Source organism: Pseudonocardia xishanensis, from assembly GCF_039541715.1.
In the GTDB taxonomy this organism is placed as follows: Bacteria; Actinomycetota; Actinomycetes; order Mycobacteriales; family Pseudonocardiaceae; genus Pseudonocardia; species Pseudonocardia xishanensis.
The window spans coordinates 39,438-53,468 of the sequence record NZ_BAABGT010000036.1 but is presented as its reverse complement, the minus strand read 5'-3'; the positions used below and the strand labels follow the sequence as shown (position 1 = coordinate 53,468).

General features: G+C 76.6%; 15 protein-coding genes. 5 read left to right on the top strand and 10 right to left on the bottom strand.

Features of this window, described 5'->3' with window-relative positions; all coding sequences use genetic code 11:
* Positions 1-779: 2-oxo acid dehydrogenase subunit E2 (locus ABD993_RS16020; protein WP_345418296.1), on the top strand; the 779-nt coding region annotated here is incomplete at its 5' end.
* 48 nt (positions 780-827) lie between these two features.
* On the opposite strand, the gene ABD993_RS16015 is transcribed toward ABD993_RS16020, so the two are convergent.
* Both ABD993_RS16015 and ABD993_RS16010 read right to left on the bottom strand, forming a co-directional pair.
* A complete protein-coding gene (locus ABD993_RS16015) occupies positions 828-2,672 on the bottom strand; it encodes a sensor histidine kinase (RefSeq protein WP_345418294.1) in 1,845 nt (614 codons plus the stop codon).
* A gap of 209 nt (positions 2,673-2,881) precedes the next feature.
* Complete coding sequence (locus ABD993_RS16010) at positions 2,882-5,335, bottom strand: glycoside hydrolase family 65 protein (protein ID WP_345418291.1); 2,454 nt, start codon at positions 5,333-5,335, stop codon at positions 2,882-2,884.
* Positions 5,336-5,468: 133 nt separating this feature from the next.
* Here ABD993_RS16010 and ABD993_RS16005 point away from each other — a divergent pair, with 133 nt between their 5' ends.
* The gene (locus tag ABD993_RS16005) at positions 5,469-5,723 is read left to right on the top strand and encodes an acyl carrier protein (protein ID WP_345418288.1); all 255 of its coding nucleotides are present in this window, start codon (positions 5,469-5,471) and stop codon (positions 5,721-5,723) included.
* Here ABD993_RS16005 and ABD993_RS16000 read toward each other — a convergent pair.
* Positions 5,713-6,600 carry a universal stress protein gene (locus tag ABD993_RS16000; RefSeq protein WP_345418285.1) on the bottom strand — a complete coding sequence of 296 codons (888 nt, stop codon included), beginning with the start codon at positions 6,598-6,600 and terminating at the stop codon, positions 5,713-5,715. The genes ABD993_RS16005 and ABD993_RS16000 overlap by 11 nt on opposite strands.
* Positions 6,597-6,764: a DUF6307 family protein gene (locus tag ABD993_RS15995; RefSeq protein WP_345418282.1), complete on the bottom strand. Its 168-nt coding sequence runs from the start codon at positions 6,762-6,764 to the stop codon at positions 6,597-6,599. The genes ABD993_RS16000 and ABD993_RS15995 overlap by 4 nt, the downstream gene beginning before the upstream one ends.
* Positions 6,765-6,976: 212 nt before the next feature.
* On the opposite strand from ABD993_RS15995, the gene ABD993_RS15990 reads away from it, so the two are divergent.
* The gene (locus ABD993_RS15990) at positions 6,977-7,888 is read left to right on the top strand and encodes an ABC transporter ATP-binding protein (protein ID WP_345418279.1); all 912 of its coding nucleotides are present in this window, start codon (positions 6,977-6,979) and stop codon (positions 7,886-7,888) included.
* A complete protein-coding gene (locus tag ABD993_RS15985) occupies positions 7,885-9,492 on the top strand; it encodes an ABC transporter permease (RefSeq protein WP_345418276.1) in 1,608 nt (535 codons plus the stop codon). Before ABD993_RS15990 ends, ABD993_RS15985 begins: the two co-directional genes overlap by 4 nt.
* 69 nt (positions 9,493-9,561) lie before the next feature.
* Here ABD993_RS15985 and ABD993_RS15980 read toward each other — a convergent pair whose 3' ends face one another.
* Entirely contained in the window at positions 9,562-10,440 is an 879-nt protein-coding gene (locus ABD993_RS15980; protein WP_345418273.1) for a universal stress protein, read from the bottom strand.
* A 185-nt stretch (positions 10,441-10,625) separates the two neighbouring features.
* Here ABD993_RS15980 and ABD993_RS15975 point away from each other — a divergent pair, with 185 nt between their 5' ends.
* On the top strand, positions 10,626-11,603 hold the full coding sequence (locus tag ABD993_RS15975; protein ID WP_345418270.1) for an Acg family FMN-binding oxidoreductase: 978 nt from the start codon (positions 10,626-10,628) through the stop codon (positions 11,601-11,603).
* Positions 11,604-11,621: 18 nt separating this feature from the next.
* Here the strand turns inward: ABD993_RS15975 and ABD993_RS15970 are convergent, their stop codons facing one another.
* From ABD993_RS15970 to ABD993_RS15950, 5 genes are read right to left on the bottom strand one after another with little or no spacing between them, the layout of a single operon-like run.
* The gene (locus tag ABD993_RS15970) at positions 11,622-12,086 is read right to left on the bottom strand and encodes a universal stress protein (protein WP_345418267.1); all 465 of its coding nucleotides are present in this window, start codon (positions 12,084-12,086) and stop codon (positions 11,622-11,624) included.
* Positions 12,071-12,577 carry a CBS domain-containing protein gene (locus ABD993_RS15965; protein WP_345418264.1) on the bottom strand — a complete coding sequence of 169 codons (507 nt, stop codon included), beginning with the start codon at positions 12,575-12,577 and terminating at the stop codon, positions 12,071-12,073. The genes ABD993_RS15970 and ABD993_RS15965 overlap by 16 nt, the downstream gene beginning before the upstream one ends.
* Positions 12,574-13,137 carry an Rv1733c family protein gene (locus ABD993_RS15960; protein WP_345418262.1) on the bottom strand — a complete coding sequence of 188 codons (564 nt, stop codon included), beginning with the start codon at positions 13,135-13,137 and terminating at the stop codon, positions 12,574-12,576. The genes ABD993_RS15965 and ABD993_RS15960 overlap by 4 nt, the downstream gene beginning before the upstream one ends.
* Positions 13,134-13,580 carry a universal stress protein gene (locus ABD993_RS15955; RefSeq protein WP_345418259.1) on the bottom strand — a complete coding sequence of 149 codons (447 nt, stop codon included), beginning with the start codon at positions 13,578-13,580 and terminating at the stop codon, positions 13,134-13,136. Before ABD993_RS15955 ends, ABD993_RS15960 begins: the two co-directional genes overlap by 4 nt.
* The gene (locus tag ABD993_RS15950; RefSeq protein ID WP_345418257.1) at positions 13,567-14,016 is read right to left on the bottom strand and encodes a CBS domain-containing protein; all 450 of its coding nucleotides are present in this window, start codon (positions 14,014-14,016) and stop codon (positions 13,567-13,569) included. The genes ABD993_RS15955 and ABD993_RS15950 overlap by 14 nt, the downstream gene beginning before the upstream one ends.
* Between the last annotated feature and the right edge of the window lie 15 nt (positions 14,017-14,031).

Genomic DNA, 14,031 nt, shown 5'->3' with positions numbered 1-14,031 from the left:
CGCCCCGGCCCGCCGCCGTGCCCGAGCCGCAGCCCGCCGCGGCGACCGCACCGCGGGCCGCCGCCGATCCCCGTCGGGCCACGGCCGCGCTGATGGCGCGGTCGAAGCGGGAGATCCCGCACTACTACCTGAGCACCCAGGTGGACCTCGCCGACGCCCTCGACCGGCTGCGCACGCACAACCGTGCCGTCCCGGTCCCCGACCGGATCCTGCCCGCCGCGCTCCTGCTGTCCGCGGCGGCACGGGCGCTGCGGGCGGTCCCGGAGCTGAACGGGCACTGGGTCGACGACGCCTTCCACCCCGCCGACCACGTCCACCTCGGCGTGGCCGTCGCGGTGCGCGGCGGCGGCCTCACCGTCCCCGTGCTCCGCGACGCCGACACCCTCGACCTGTCCGCCCTCATGGCCGCGCTCACCGAGGCGGGCACCCGGGCCCGCGCCGGGCACCTGCGTTCCTCGGACGTCGGCGGCGCCACCGCGACCGTCACGAACCTCGGTGACCAGGGCGTCGACGCGATCATCGGCGTGATCCACCCGCCCCAGGTCGCCCTCGTCGGGATCGGGGCGGTCCGCGAGCGGCCCTGGGTGGTGGACGGCGAGGTCCGCGCCCGGCCCGTCGTCGACCTGACCCTCGCCGCCGACCACCGCGCCACGGACGGCGCCACCGGTGCCCGCCTGCTGCGTGAGATGGGCAGGCTGGTGCACCACCCGGACGCCCTCCTCCCCGCGCCCCCGAGCGACCCCGACCGCCCCGGGGCCGCGGTCCCGCGCCGCATGTGACGGTCCGGCCCGGCGGCTCGGCTCGGCGGCCGGGCCCGGCTCGGCCGCTCAGTTCCGCGAAGGGTCGATCGGGACGGTCCAGTCCACCCGGGTGCCGTGCGGCTCCACCGCGGTCAGGGTCATCCGGCCACCGCGGCGCTCGGCGCGGCGGCGGAGGTTGGCCAGGCCGCTGCGGCGACCGCCCGGGCCGAGCCCGACGCCGTCGTCGCGGACCACCAGGGCGAGCTCGCCGTCCCCGGCGACGAGGTCGACCTCGACCGTCGAGGCGCGGGCGTGTTTGGCCACGTTGGCCAGGCTCTCGCGCGCGACCGCGCAGAGGTCGTCGACCAGCTCGGCGCGGTCCCCGGCCTCGAGGGAGCCCAGCAGGGTGTCGACCGGGCCGGAGAACCGCAGCTGCGGGGTGTGCCCGAGGGCGGAGGCCGCGTCGGTGACCACGCCGAGCACCCCCGAGCGCAGGCCGTCGTCGGAGTCGTCCGCCCGCCGTCGGATGCCGAAGATGCTGGTGCGGATCTGGGCGATGGTGTCGTCCAGGTCCGAGACGACCGCCCGGAGCCGCGCGGCGTTCGCCGGGTCGAGCCGGGCCGCGATCCCCTGCAGGGACAGCCCGGAGGCGAAGAGCCGCTGGATGACGTGGTCGTGCAGGTCCGCGGCGATCCGCTCGCGCTCGTCCAGCATCGCCGAGCGCTCCGCCTCGGCGCGGGCGTCCGCCAGCTCGAGGGCGAGCGCGGCCTGGGTCGCGAACCCGGCGGCCATCCGCAGGTCCTCCTCCCGGAACGGGACGCGGCCCCGCAGCCGGGCGACCGCGAGCACGCCGGTCGTCTGCGCGATCCCGGCCATGGGCACCACGAGCACCGGGCCGATGTCGATCGCGTCCTCCAGCATCGCGGGCGGCAGGCCCGGATGGTCGTGGGCGTCCGCCAGCCGCAGCGGCTCCCCGGTGCTCAGCACGTGCGAGCACAGGCTGGCGCCGATCCGGGAGGTGTGCCCGACGAGCTCGGCCGCGGGCCGAGACGTCGTGGGCCCCCCGACCGCCGTGGCGACGCGCAGGGTGCGCCGCTCCGCGTCCGGGAGCAGGACCGCGACCAGGTCGGCGCCCGCCAAGCGGTGGGCGTGCTCGGCGATCTCGCGCAGCGGCGGGGCGCCGCCCGGCTCGAGCATCCGCCGGGTGATCTCCGCCGTGGCGCCCAGCCACTCGCCGCGGCGGTGGGTGGTCTCGAACTGGCGCGCGTTGTCGATCACCACGGCGGCCGTCGCGGCGAGCGAACGGGCCAGCTCCTCGTCCTCGGCGGTGAACCCGCCGTGGGTGCTCTCGGTGAGGTAGAGGTTGCCGAACACCTCGTCCCGGATGCGGATCGGCACGCCGAGGAAGGTGGTCATCGGCGGATGCCGCGCCGGGAACCCGGAGCCGCGGGGGTCCGCGGTGAGGTCGTCGAGCCGGATGGGGTGCGGGTCCTCGATCAGCGCGCCGAGCAGGCCCTTGCCCTCGGGCAGGTGCCCGATCGCCGCCGCGGTCTCCGGCGGCATCCCGACGTGCACGAACTCCGCCAGCCCGCCGCGCCCGTCCAGCACACCGAGCGCCGCGTACCGGGCCCCGACGACCTCCCGCGCGGCCTCGGCGATCCGGTGCAGCACGGCCGCCGGGGCCAGGTCCGTGATGATCGTCCGGTTGGCCCGCAGCAGTCCGCGCAGCCGACCCTGGACGCCGATCACCTCCTGGGCGCGGTCGACGAGCTGTTCGAGCAGCTGGTCGAGCTCCATCCGCGGCGCGTCCGCGAAGGTCAGCTCGGGGGCGTCCGCGGCGGTGCGGCTGTCTGCGGTGCGGCTGTCTGCGGTGCGGCTGTCTGCGGTGCGGCTGTCTGCGGTGCGGCTGTCTGCGGTGCGGTTGTGGTCCATGTGGGTCATCCCTGCCTGGAGACCGGTGCGTGGCCCCGTGCCGAGCGCCTTGCGGGACGCCTGTCGGACTGCGCACCGCGGGGGCCGGGCGGCACTCGGCCTGTCTAAACCCCTGAACCGGTGTGGGAGAAGGGCTGTGCGGACAATTCAGCCGCTCGGCCCACACCCGTGCCCCTCATCCTGCCGAGCGCTTTGTCCTGTTCGGAGGCTCACCCGGCCGCGAACCGGACCGCGTCGCCGGGTCCCAGCGGCCGGACCTCCCCGTCGCAGCCGACCCGCACCGGGGTCCCGGGCCCGTCCGCCGCGGCGATCCGGACCTCCCGACCGCTGACCCGCAGGTCCAGGGTCAGGCCCCGGTACTCGATGGTGAACCCCAGCTCCCCGTACCGCGCGGGCCAGTGCGGGTTCACCCACAGCACGTCGGCACGGGTCTCCAGGCCGCCGAAGCACCGCTGCAGCAGGTCCACCGAGCCCGCCATCGCCCCCAGGTGCACCCCCTCGGCGGTGGTGCCGCCCTGGACGTCCGCCAGGTCGCTGCGCAGGGCCCGCTCGAAGTGCTCCAGGGAGTCCTCGCGGTGGGCGCGGGCGAGCACCCAGGCGTGCACCAGCGCGCTCAGCGTCGAGCCGTGCACGGTGTGGGCGAGATGGTGGGAGATCGTGCGGCGGATGGCGTCCGGGGGCAGCGCGTACCCGAGGCCGCCGAGGAGCTCGCGCAGCTCGTCCGCCGAGAGCAGGTAGAACAGCATCAGCGCGTCCGCCTGCTTGCTGACCTGGTAGTCGTCGACCGAGCGGCCCTCGGCCTCCAGGATCCGGTCCATCCGCTGCAGGTCCCCGTAGCGGCGCCGGTAGTCCTCGAGGTCCAGCTCGGGCAGCGCGCTCGCGCCGTGGAACTGTTCCAGGACGCCGTCCGCGCGGAAGGGCACGTAGAGCCGCCGCCGCAGGACGTCCCAGTGCATCCGCTCCGCGGCCCCGAGGTCGAGGCGCTCCAGCAGCTCGGTCCGCCGCGTGGTGGGCAGCGCGGCCAGCGTGTCCTCGGCCCGGTGCCAGAGCCAGACGGCCATGACGTTGGTGTAGGCGTTGTCGTCGACGCCGGGGGTCGTCGCGCCCGGGTAGCGGGTGGAGTACTCGTCGGGGCCGATCACGCCGCGGATCCGGTAGCGGTCCAGCGCGGCGTCGTGCGCGGTGAGGTCGGCGAAGAACCGGGCGGTCTCCAGGATGACCTCGGCGCCGTGCCCGGCCAGGAAGTCCAGGTCGCCGGTGGCCTGGTAGTACTGCCAGACGTCGAAGGCCACCGCCAGGCCGACGTGCCGCTGCAGCCTGCTGACGTCCGGGATCCACCGTCCCGAGAGCGGGTTGAGGTGCATCCACTGGCTCTCCTCCCGCCCGTCGCTGCCGGACTGCCACGGGTACATCGCCCCGCGGTGGCCCACCTCGCGGGCGGCCCGGCGAGCGGCGTCCAGCCTGCGGACGCGGTAGTGCAGCAGGGCCCGGGCGAGCTGCGGCATCCGGAGCGTGAGCAGCGGCAGCACGAAGATCTCGTCCCAGAACACGTGCCCGCGGTAGGCCTCGCCGTGCAGGCCGCGCGCCGGGACGCCCGCGTCGAGGTCGAGATCGTGCGGCGAGGCCGTCTGCAGGACGTGGAACAGCCCCAACCGCAGCGTGCGCAGGGTCTCGACGGTCGCCGGGCCGCGCAGGTCGACGCGGAACCGCCGCCACAGCCTGCCCCAGGCGAGCTCGTGGCTCGCCAGTAGCGACTCGAAGTCCGGGGCCGACGCCAGCTCGTCGACCGCCGCGGTCGCGGGGTGCGACACGGCGACGTCCCGGGAGGTCACCAGCGCCACCGTCTTCTCGACGGTCACCGGCTCGCCCGCGCGGACCTCCACCGCCATCCGGTGCGCCACCAGCCCGCGGGAGCGCTCCAGCTCCCGCTCGGCCCGCCCGCGGTCGACCCGGGTGCGGGCGGCGACGGCGACCAGCAGCTCGGACTGCGTGGTGGTCGCCGTGAGCAGCACGGTCTCCGGGTCGGGCTCGGCGAGGCCGCGGACCCGCAGGTGGCGGCTCGCCATGTCCCGGTAGCGGGCGACGCCTGCGTTCGACACGGCGCCGTCGATCCCCGACCGGACCTCCAGCCGCCCGCTCCAGTTCTCGGGCATGACGACCGTCTGCAGCGCGGCCAGGTGCCGCTGGCCCATGTGCACGAGCCTGCGCTGCCGCACCGTGGTCCGCCTGCCCCCGGCGTCGGCGAGGCGGACCACCCGGGTCAGCAGCCCCCGGCGCAGGTCCAGCGTGACCCGCTGCTCGACGATCTCGGCCGGGCCGAGCTCGAGGAGCAGCCAGTTGGGCAGGTTGACCATGCTCTCGGTCTCGACGGCCAGCCCGCCGACGCGGTCCGGCAGCCGGTTGAAGAACCCGCCCGCGTAGGTGCCGGGATAGTGCACCCCGTCCGCGCGGCTCTCCGGCGCGGCGCCCCGGACGGCCTGGTAGCCGTTGCCCAGGGTGCAGAGCGCCTCGCGGCGGCCCTCGTCGGCGGGGTCGAAGCCCTCGAAGACGAGGGTCCAGGGGTCGTCGGTCCCGCGGACCGCGGCGGGCGTCGCTCCCGGTCCGGCACCCGCCGAGGGGGCGTGCGCGGCCTGCAGGTCGTCGTCGGTCGTCGTCCGCACCATGGCCTCCACGGTCACGCCCGGCGCGACGCGATCCCAGGGTCGAAGGTCTCTCGGCGGAGGTCCCCGCGGCCCCGGGTCGGCGCGGTCCCTTCGACCCTGCCGTCGGCGGCGGCCCCGGGGGATCGTCGCCGCCATGACCGAGCACACCGTCCCGACCGGCGCCGACGCCCGCGCGCTCGTCCTCGACGTCCTGCGCACGATCGCCCCCGGCCCGGCGCTGGAGTCCCTGCGCCCCGACGACGACCTCCGCGACGTCCTCGGCCTCGACTCGCTGGACTTCCAGGCCCTCGTGGCCCGGGTGTCGGAGCGCACCGGCCTGCGGATCGAGGAGGACGACTACGCCGACCTCGCCGACCTCGCGGGCTGGGTCCGGCACCTCACGAGCTGACCGGCACCTCCGCCGACCGGCCCTCCGCCGAGCGGCAGAGCGGCCCGACGATCGCGACGGGGCACTCCGCCAGCAGCACCACCCGGCGCCCGACTTCGCCGAGCCCGATCACCGACGACCGGCCGCGGGCCCCGAGCACGACCAGGTGCGCCCCCTTGGAGGCCTGCACCAGCGCCCGCTCCGGCCGGTCCCGGACGACCGTGTGCCGCAGGCGCACCGCGGGGTACGCCCGACGGAGCGGTGCGATCCGGGCGTCGAGGACGCGCCGGACGTCCGGGGCGAACGCGGCGAAGTCGAGCTCCTCGGTGCCGGCGTCCAGCGGCGCGTCGCTCCACGCGTGCACGATCTCGAGCGGCAGGCCCCGCTCCGTCGCCTCGCGGAAGGCGACGGCGAGCGCGGCGTCGCCGTCCTCCGCCCCGTCGAGCCCGGCGACGATCCCGCCGTCCTCGGACGGGTGACCGGGACGCTCCACCACCACGAGCGGACAGCGGGCGCGCCCGGCCAGCGCGACCCCGAGCATCGTGCCCGCCCAGCCGCCCACCGGCCCGCCGATGACCAGCAGGTCGGCCTGCTCCGAGGCCCGGCCGAGCTCCTCGGCGGGCACCCCCTCGCGCACCGACCGTTCGATGCGGACCTCCGGGAGGTGCTCGGCCGCGCGGGCCGCGGCCACCGAGAGCCTGACCTCGGCGAGCGCCAGCCGCGCCGCCCGCGCCCCGTCCGCGGCCACCCGGGCCGACGGGATCGGGTCGGCCGCCCACGGCGTCACCGTCAGCAGCCGCAGCACCGCACCCCGGCGGGCGGCCTCGCGGGCCGCCCACGACACCGCGACCAGGGCGGGGGCGTCGCCGTCGACGCCCACCAGCACCACGGGGCTCATCGCATCTTCTCCGGGACGTGGTCGATGGCGGCCAGCACGGCCTCGGCCAGCGCGCGGGCGGCGTCGCCGGTCAGCGTCGAATGATCGCGGATCGCCGCGGCGACGAGGTCCACGCGCCGCTCGTGCGGGGTCGGTGCCCGGTGGACGGTCTCGACGGTGGTCATCTGTCCCTCCTCGATCGAGCTCTACGCGGCCGGTGGCCGCCGGAACCGACGCTAGGACCGGCCCCGGGCCGCGCACACGGGCCGGACGGCACCCCCGTGACGTCCGGAGGACCCACCGCCGGACGGCCCGCCGGAGGGGTGGCCGACGACCCTGGTCACGCGCCACGACCCGCTCGCACGCTGGCCGTCGACGTGGGGCAGAGGAGGGTGGGATGGACGCGATCGAGGTCGACGACCTGCACAAGGTCTACGGGGCGGTCCACGCGGTCGACGGGGTGTCGTTCCGCGTGCGGACCGGGGAGGTGTTCGCCCTGCTCGGGCCCAACGGCGCGGGCAAGACGACCGCCGTCGAGATCCTGGAGGGCCACCGCAGGCGCACCGCCGGACGGGTCTCCGTGCTCGGCTGCGATCCCGAGCGCGGCGGCCGCGACCTGCGCGAGCGGATCGGGATCGTGCTGCAGTCGGCTGGGTTCGACGAGGACTTCAGCGTCCGCGAGCTCGTCCGGCTCTACCGCGGGTTCTACCCCCGCAGGCTCGCCGTCGACGACGTGATCGAGCTGGTGGGGCTCGGCGACAAGCGCGACGCCCGGGTCAAGACCCTCTCCGGCGGCCAGCGCCGCCGCCTCGACCTCGCCCTGGGCCTGGTCGGCGATCCCGAGCTGCTGTTCCTCGACGAGCCGACCACCGGCTTCGACCCCTCCGCCCGCCGCCGGGCCTGGGACATGGTCGAGATGCTGCGCGGGCTCGGCAAGACCGTGCTGCTCACCACCCACTACATGGACGAGGCGCAGCACCTGGCGGACCGGGTCGGCGTCATGGTCGCGGGCAGGATGGTGGCCGTCGGGTCGCCCGCGGAGATCGGCGGGATGGCCCGGCAGGCGTCCGTGGTCACCTTCCGGCTGCCCGCCGGGGCGGACCCGGCGAGCCTGCCCGACCTCGGCGGCCCGATGGTCACCGAGGGGCTCGAACGCCAGGTCCGGACCGCCGAGCCGACCCTGACCCTGCACCGGCTCACCGGCTGGGCCGTCGAGCGCGGCCTGGAACTGCCGGTCCTGACGGTCACGCACCCGTCGCTCGAGGACGTCTACCTCGATCTCGTCACGCCCACGGGGGTGTCGTCGTGACCGCCTCCGCCGTCGGGTCGGTGGCCGCCCGCCCCCGGTTCCTCCCCCTGGCGGTGGGCCAGCTGGGGTACGCGCTGCGCGAGCTCTGGCGCACCCGCGTGGTGTTCGTGTTCACCGTGCTGTTCCCGCTGACCTGGCTGGTCATCATCGGCTTCCTGGCGGGCGACGCCGTCGTCGACGAGGCGAGCGGGGTGCGCGTGATGCAGTTCGTGACGCCCTCGGCCATCACCCTGGGCGTGCTCTACGCGGCCTTCCCCACCGTCGCCATCTCGCTGGCGGTCGCCCGCACCCAGGGCATCCTGCGCAGGCTGCGCGGCACCCCGCTGCCCACCGGGACCTACCTCGCGGGGCGCATCGCCGCCACGGTGGCCGTCGCGCTGTTCTCGACGCTGGTCATGCTGGTCGTCGGCGTCGCCCTCTACCACGTGCAGATCGTCTGGCGGACCGTGCCCGCGACGCTCGTGACGCTGGTGGTGGGCGTCGGCTGCTTCGCCGCGCTCGGCCTCGCCGTCGCCGCGGTGTCGCGGTCCGTCGCCGTCGCGTCGGCCGCCTCGATCGGCGCCTCGGTGCTGCTGGGGTTCGTCTCCGGCCTGTTCACCCTGGGGCAGCTGCCCGCCTGGGCGGACACGATCGCCTCCTCCCTCCCGCTCAAGCCCCTCAACGACGCCCTGCGGGACCAGTTCACCCCCTTCCATCCCGGCGCGGGATGGCACCTCGGGTCGCTCGCCGTGCTCGTCGCCTGGGGGCTGGTCGGGGCGGTCGTCGCCGCCGTCGCGTTCCGGCGGGAGCCCGGTGGGCGGGCGCGTCCCGCCGACTCGCGGGCCGCCGCGGTTTCGGCGCGCCCGGCGCAGGTCGCCGTGGCGCGCCCGGGCCGCCCCTCCTGGGCGGCGCTGACGCTCGCGCAGCTGCGGTGGGCGCTGCGGACGACGCTGCGCGAGCCCGGCTCGGTGTTCTTCGCCGTGGTCATGCCGCTCGCCGTGGTCGTGTTCGTCCTGCTCATCGTGCCCGCGTCGAGCGACCCCGGGGTCCCGCTGCTCGTGGCCGCGGGCATGACGACGTGGGGCGCGGCGGTCGCCGGGTTCGTCACCGTGCCCGCGGCGTTCGCGCTGGCCCGCGAGCGGGGGGTGCTCACCCGGCTGCGCGGCACCCCGCTGCCCGAGGCCGCCCACCTCACGGGCCGCGCCGGATCGGCGCTGGCCACCGCGCTGGCCACCGCCGTGCTGGTCTTCGGGATCGGCGCCCTGGCCCTCGGCGTGGTGGTGCGCCCCGCGGGGATCCCGGCGGCCGTCGGGGTCCTCCTGCTCGGCACCGCGGCGCTGGCCGCGTGCGGGCTGGCGCTCGGCGCGGTCGTGCCGAGCAGCAAGGCGGTCAACGCGATCGGGCTGGGCATCCTGCTTCCACTGTCGTTCTTCTCCGACGTCTTCCCCACCGGCGGCACGCCCGCGTGGATGAGCGCGGTGGGCGCGGCGTTCCCGCTGAAGCACCTCGCGAACGGGCTGGCCGACGCGCTGAGCCCGGTGGGGCCGGGTGTGGCCTGGCTGGACGTCGCGGTCCTGGTCGGGTGGCTGGTCGCCGGGGTGGCCGCGGCGCTGTACCGGAGGTGACCGGCGGGACGCGCCGAGCCCGGCACGCGGGTCGCGTGCCGGGCTCGGGGTGTGCTTCCCGGAGGGCGCTCAGGACGGGCGGGCGATCAGCACCGGGCAGGACGAGTGGTGGATGAGCGCATGCCCGACCGAGCCGAGCAGCAGCCCCCGCACCCCGCCCCGCCCGCGGGAGCCGACGACCACCAGCCGCGCACCGCGCGAGAGCTCGACCAGCTCGGCGGCGGGCCGGTCGCGGACGACCCGCCTGCGCACCTCGACGTCGGGGTACTTCTCCGCCCAGCCCGCGAGCCGCTCGGCCAGCAGCACGTGCTCCTCCGCCTCGACCGCGTTCCAGTCGACGAGCGGGGCGATGCTGAGCTCCACGACGTCGTCCTGCCAGGTGTGCAGGGCCAGCAGCGGCGCGCCGTGCAGGGCGGCCTCCTCGAACGCCAGCGCCAGGGCCTCCTCGCTGATCGGGGACCCGTCGACCCCGACGACGACCGGCCGGACGTCGTCGGCCGCGCCCTCCTCGGCGTCGCCGCGCACGACCACGACCGGGCTGGTGCCGCGCGCGGCCAGGGCCACCGCCACCGAGCCCACGAGCAGCCCGCTGAAGCCGCCGAGCCCGCGGCTGCCGACCACGACCAGGCCGGCCTCCTGCGACTCCGCGAGCAGCACCGGGACGGCGAAACCGGTCCGCAGCTCGGACTCCATGTCCACACCGGGCTCGGTGTCCCGGGCGAGCGCGACGGCGTCGGCCAGCACCTGCTCGGCGGCCTCGGTCATCGTCGACTTGTACGAGGTGCCCAGGCCCGGGTTGCCGATGTGGTTCGGCTCGGGCAGCACCAGCGCGGACACCAGCCGCAGCCGTGCCCGGCGCCGGGCAGCCTCCCGGGCCGCCCAGCAGACCGCCTCGGCACCCGACGCCGAACCGTCCACCCCGACCACGACCGGTCCGTGTGCGTGCATGACCACTCCCTCCACAGGTGCAGGACTCGCCACGAGCGTCGCGCACCGACCGTCGTCCTGCCGGCACCGCACGACCCCGGTGGGTGGGCCGGAAGTCCCGGGACCGGACGACCACCGGCATCTACGCCGCGGACCCCGGGCGTGGCGAGATGACGGGGACACCCACCCCGTCGGAAGGAGGGGCCATGTTCACGTCCCGGGTGGACGCCGGAACCGTGCAGGCGGCCCTCGGGCTCGCCGCCCGGGCCCCGTCGGTCCACAACACGCAGCCGTGGCGCTGGCGGATCGGGCCCGACGTCATCGGGCTGCGGGCCGACCTGCGCCGCTGGCTCCCGCTGACCGACCCCGACGGCCGCGACCTGGTCCTGAGCTGCGGCGCGGCGCTGCACCACCTGCAGGTGGGTCTGGCGGCGCTCGGGGTGCCCGCCGTCGTCGAGCGGCTGCCCGACCCCGACGAGCCGGACCTGCTCGCCACGGTCCGCCTCGGCGCCCCGCGCGGCGGGGACTCGTCGCCCGTCGCGGAGGTCGAAGCGCTCCAGGCCCGCCGCACCGACCGCAGGCCCTTCACCGACTGGCCGGTCCCGGAGCAGCACCTGGACTCGCTGGCGGCGACCGCCGCGGCGCACGGCGCCCTGCTGCGCCGGGTCCCCGAGGGCGCCGCCCGGGCCGCCCTGCTGCACGCGATCGCCGCGGCGGCGGCCTCCCACGCGGCCACCACCGGCTACGACACCGAGCTGGCGCTCTGGTCCGGCCTCGTCGCGGGCGACGACGGCATCCCCGCGCGCAACGTGCCCGCGGGCGGCGCGACCCGCCGGTTCGCAGGCACCGGCCCGGCCCCGGACGGCGCAGAGGACGGCGCAGAGGACGGCGCGGAGCTGCTGGTCCTGGGCACCTCGTCGGACGACCGGCTCTCCCAGCTGCGCGCGGGCGAGGCGCTCGGCGCCGTGCTGCTGCAGGCCACCGAGCTGGGCCTGGCGAGCTGCCCGCTGTCGGAGCCGCTGGAGCTCGACCGGACCCGCAGGCTCGTCCGCGACGAGGTCCTCAACGGCACCCTCTCCCCGCAGATCGTGCTGCGCGTCGGGTGGGCGCCGGTGGGCGACCCGCTCCCGCCCACCCCACGGCGACGGACCGCCGACCAGGTCGACGGTCCGGACGCACCCTGAGCGAGCGGGCGGGCGGGGTCAGCTCCGCCCGCCCGCGCCGGCCAGCGCACGCACCACGGTCACCGTGCACGGCGCGTGGGCCACGCAGTACCGTCCGACCGACCCGAGCACCGCACCGGCGACCGCGCCGCGGCCGCGGTGTCCCACGACCAGCTCGTCCGCGTCCGCCGCCGCCCTGACCAGTGCCTTGGCCGGCGCCCCGAACACCGCCTCGACATCGACGGGCACCGCCGCGGCGAGCGGCCCCACCACGGTCCGGGCCTCGGCGACCGCCGAGCGCAGCCCGCGCTCGACCGTCTCCGTCGTCTCCGCCGGGGTCGGGGGCGGGCCGCAGTCGAACTCCGGGCTGTAGTCCGGTGTCTGCACGGCCATGACCACCCGCAGCGCCGCGTCCTGGCGCGCGGCCGTCTCCAACGCGTGGTTCAGCGCCGCCCGCGACTCGGGCGACCCGTCCACGCCGACCACGATCACCGCTCGGTCCATCGTCTCCGCTCCTGTTCTCCGGGTCCCGCCACCGCGGGCTCGGTCGATCGGCCGGTGCGCCCGCCCGGTGCGGGGGGCGGCAGGCCGCGGCGGCGCCGCACCTCGTCCGCGGTGTGCTCGCCCCAGGCGAGCATCCGCAGCGCGTCCCGGCGCGTCACGATCCCGACCAGGCGGTCCGCCTCGACGATCGGGATCGACCGGACGTGCGCCTCCAGCATCAGCGTCACCACGTCGGCGAGCGGGTCTGCGGGCGCGCGCACCAGCGGGGGCGTCCCCATGACGTCGTCGACGACCGCCGTCCCGCGCAGCAGGTCCGCCTCGGTGACGACGCCGACGAGCCGCCCCGCGCCGTCGAGCACCGGGGCGGCGGTGAAGCCGTGGGCGGCGAGCATCGCCGCCGCGGCCCGCACGGTGGTGCCGACGCGCACCGTGAGGACCGGGCTGGTCATCACGTCGGCGGCGGTCGGCCCACTCCCGGACGGCCCGGTCACGGCCGGGTCCAGCGGGACTCGATCTCCGCCCATTCGCGCGCCCACTCGCCGTCGCGCATCCGGGACACGCCCGCGAACGCCAGCCTGCCGAGCAGCCACACCGTCACCTCGCCCACGGCGAGGACGACCAGGGCGGTCACCGTCGCCACGAACACGACCTCGGTGTGGGTCAGCGGCGCCCGGACCACCCGGTGGTCGGCGGTCACCCAGATCGTCGTCCCGCTCCCGGCGGTCGCCGGGCCGGACACCTCCACGCTCCCGGTCCGTTCGATGCCGTCGGCCTCGGTCCAGCGGACCGGCACGACCACCCCCGACCCGGCTTCGGGGACGAGTCCGGCGTCCTCCAGGACGACCGCGGCCACCGGCGTGCGGTCCCGCTCCTCGGCCCGGGCCCGGTCGGACAGGGAGCCGAACGACCCGATCCCGATCACCACGGAGGCGAGCAGGACGAGCAGCGCGCCCGCACTGACGACCCATGCGACCAGGTCGGCGACGCGGTCGGAGCGCCGCCGCGGCCGCAGCGGCCCGGTGGGCCGGGCGTCCTCGCCCGCGCGTCTCACGGCTCCTCCCGGTCGTGCACGACGACCACGGGGCACCGCGCGTGTGTCGCCACGTGCTGGGCGACGGAACCGAGCAGCAACCCGGCGAACCCGCCGTGCCCCCGGCTCCCCACCACGAGCAGGTCGGCGTCCCGGGCGGCCTCGAGCAGCACCAGTGCGGCCCCGCCCTCCACGACCTCGGCCTTCACCTCGCAGGCCCGGTCGCCGAGGGTCGCCCGCAGCGCCTCGTCCAGCGTGGAGCGGGCGATGCCCGACCAGTCCGTCCAGAGCTGCGGCACGGGCATCGGCCCGTAGGTCACCGGGATCGACCAGCCGATGACGGCGTGCACGTGGGCGCCGGTGGCCTCGGCCTGCCGGACCGCCCAGCGCAGCGCCTCCCGGGAGGACCGCGACCCGTCGACGCCGACGACGATCCGCCCCGGACCGTGCTCAGCCCCGGTCATGGCTGGCCAGGGCCGTCCGCGCGGCCCAGGCCTCCTCCGACTGGAGCTGCCGGTGGGCGACCAGCCGCAGCACGTCCCGCCGGGTCACGATCCCGACGATGCGCCCGGAGTCGAGCACCGGCATCGCGCGCAGCCGCTCGTCGAGCATCCGGGAGACGACGTCGGCCAGGTCGTCGCCGGGCTCGGCGGCGATGACGCCGTGGCTCATCACGGCGGCGACGACGGCCTCGGGGTCGATCTCGACCTGCCACCCGTCCGGCGCGATGCGCCCGCGGACCAGGTCGGCCTCGGTCACCACGCCGACCAGCCCGCCCTCCGCGTCCACGACGGGCGCGGCGCTGTGGCCGTGCGACACCAGCGTCGCGGCGGCCACCTGGACCGGGGTGTCGGAGCGCAGTGTCGTCACGGCGGTCGTCATGACGTCGCGTACCTTCATGGGTCCTCCTCACCT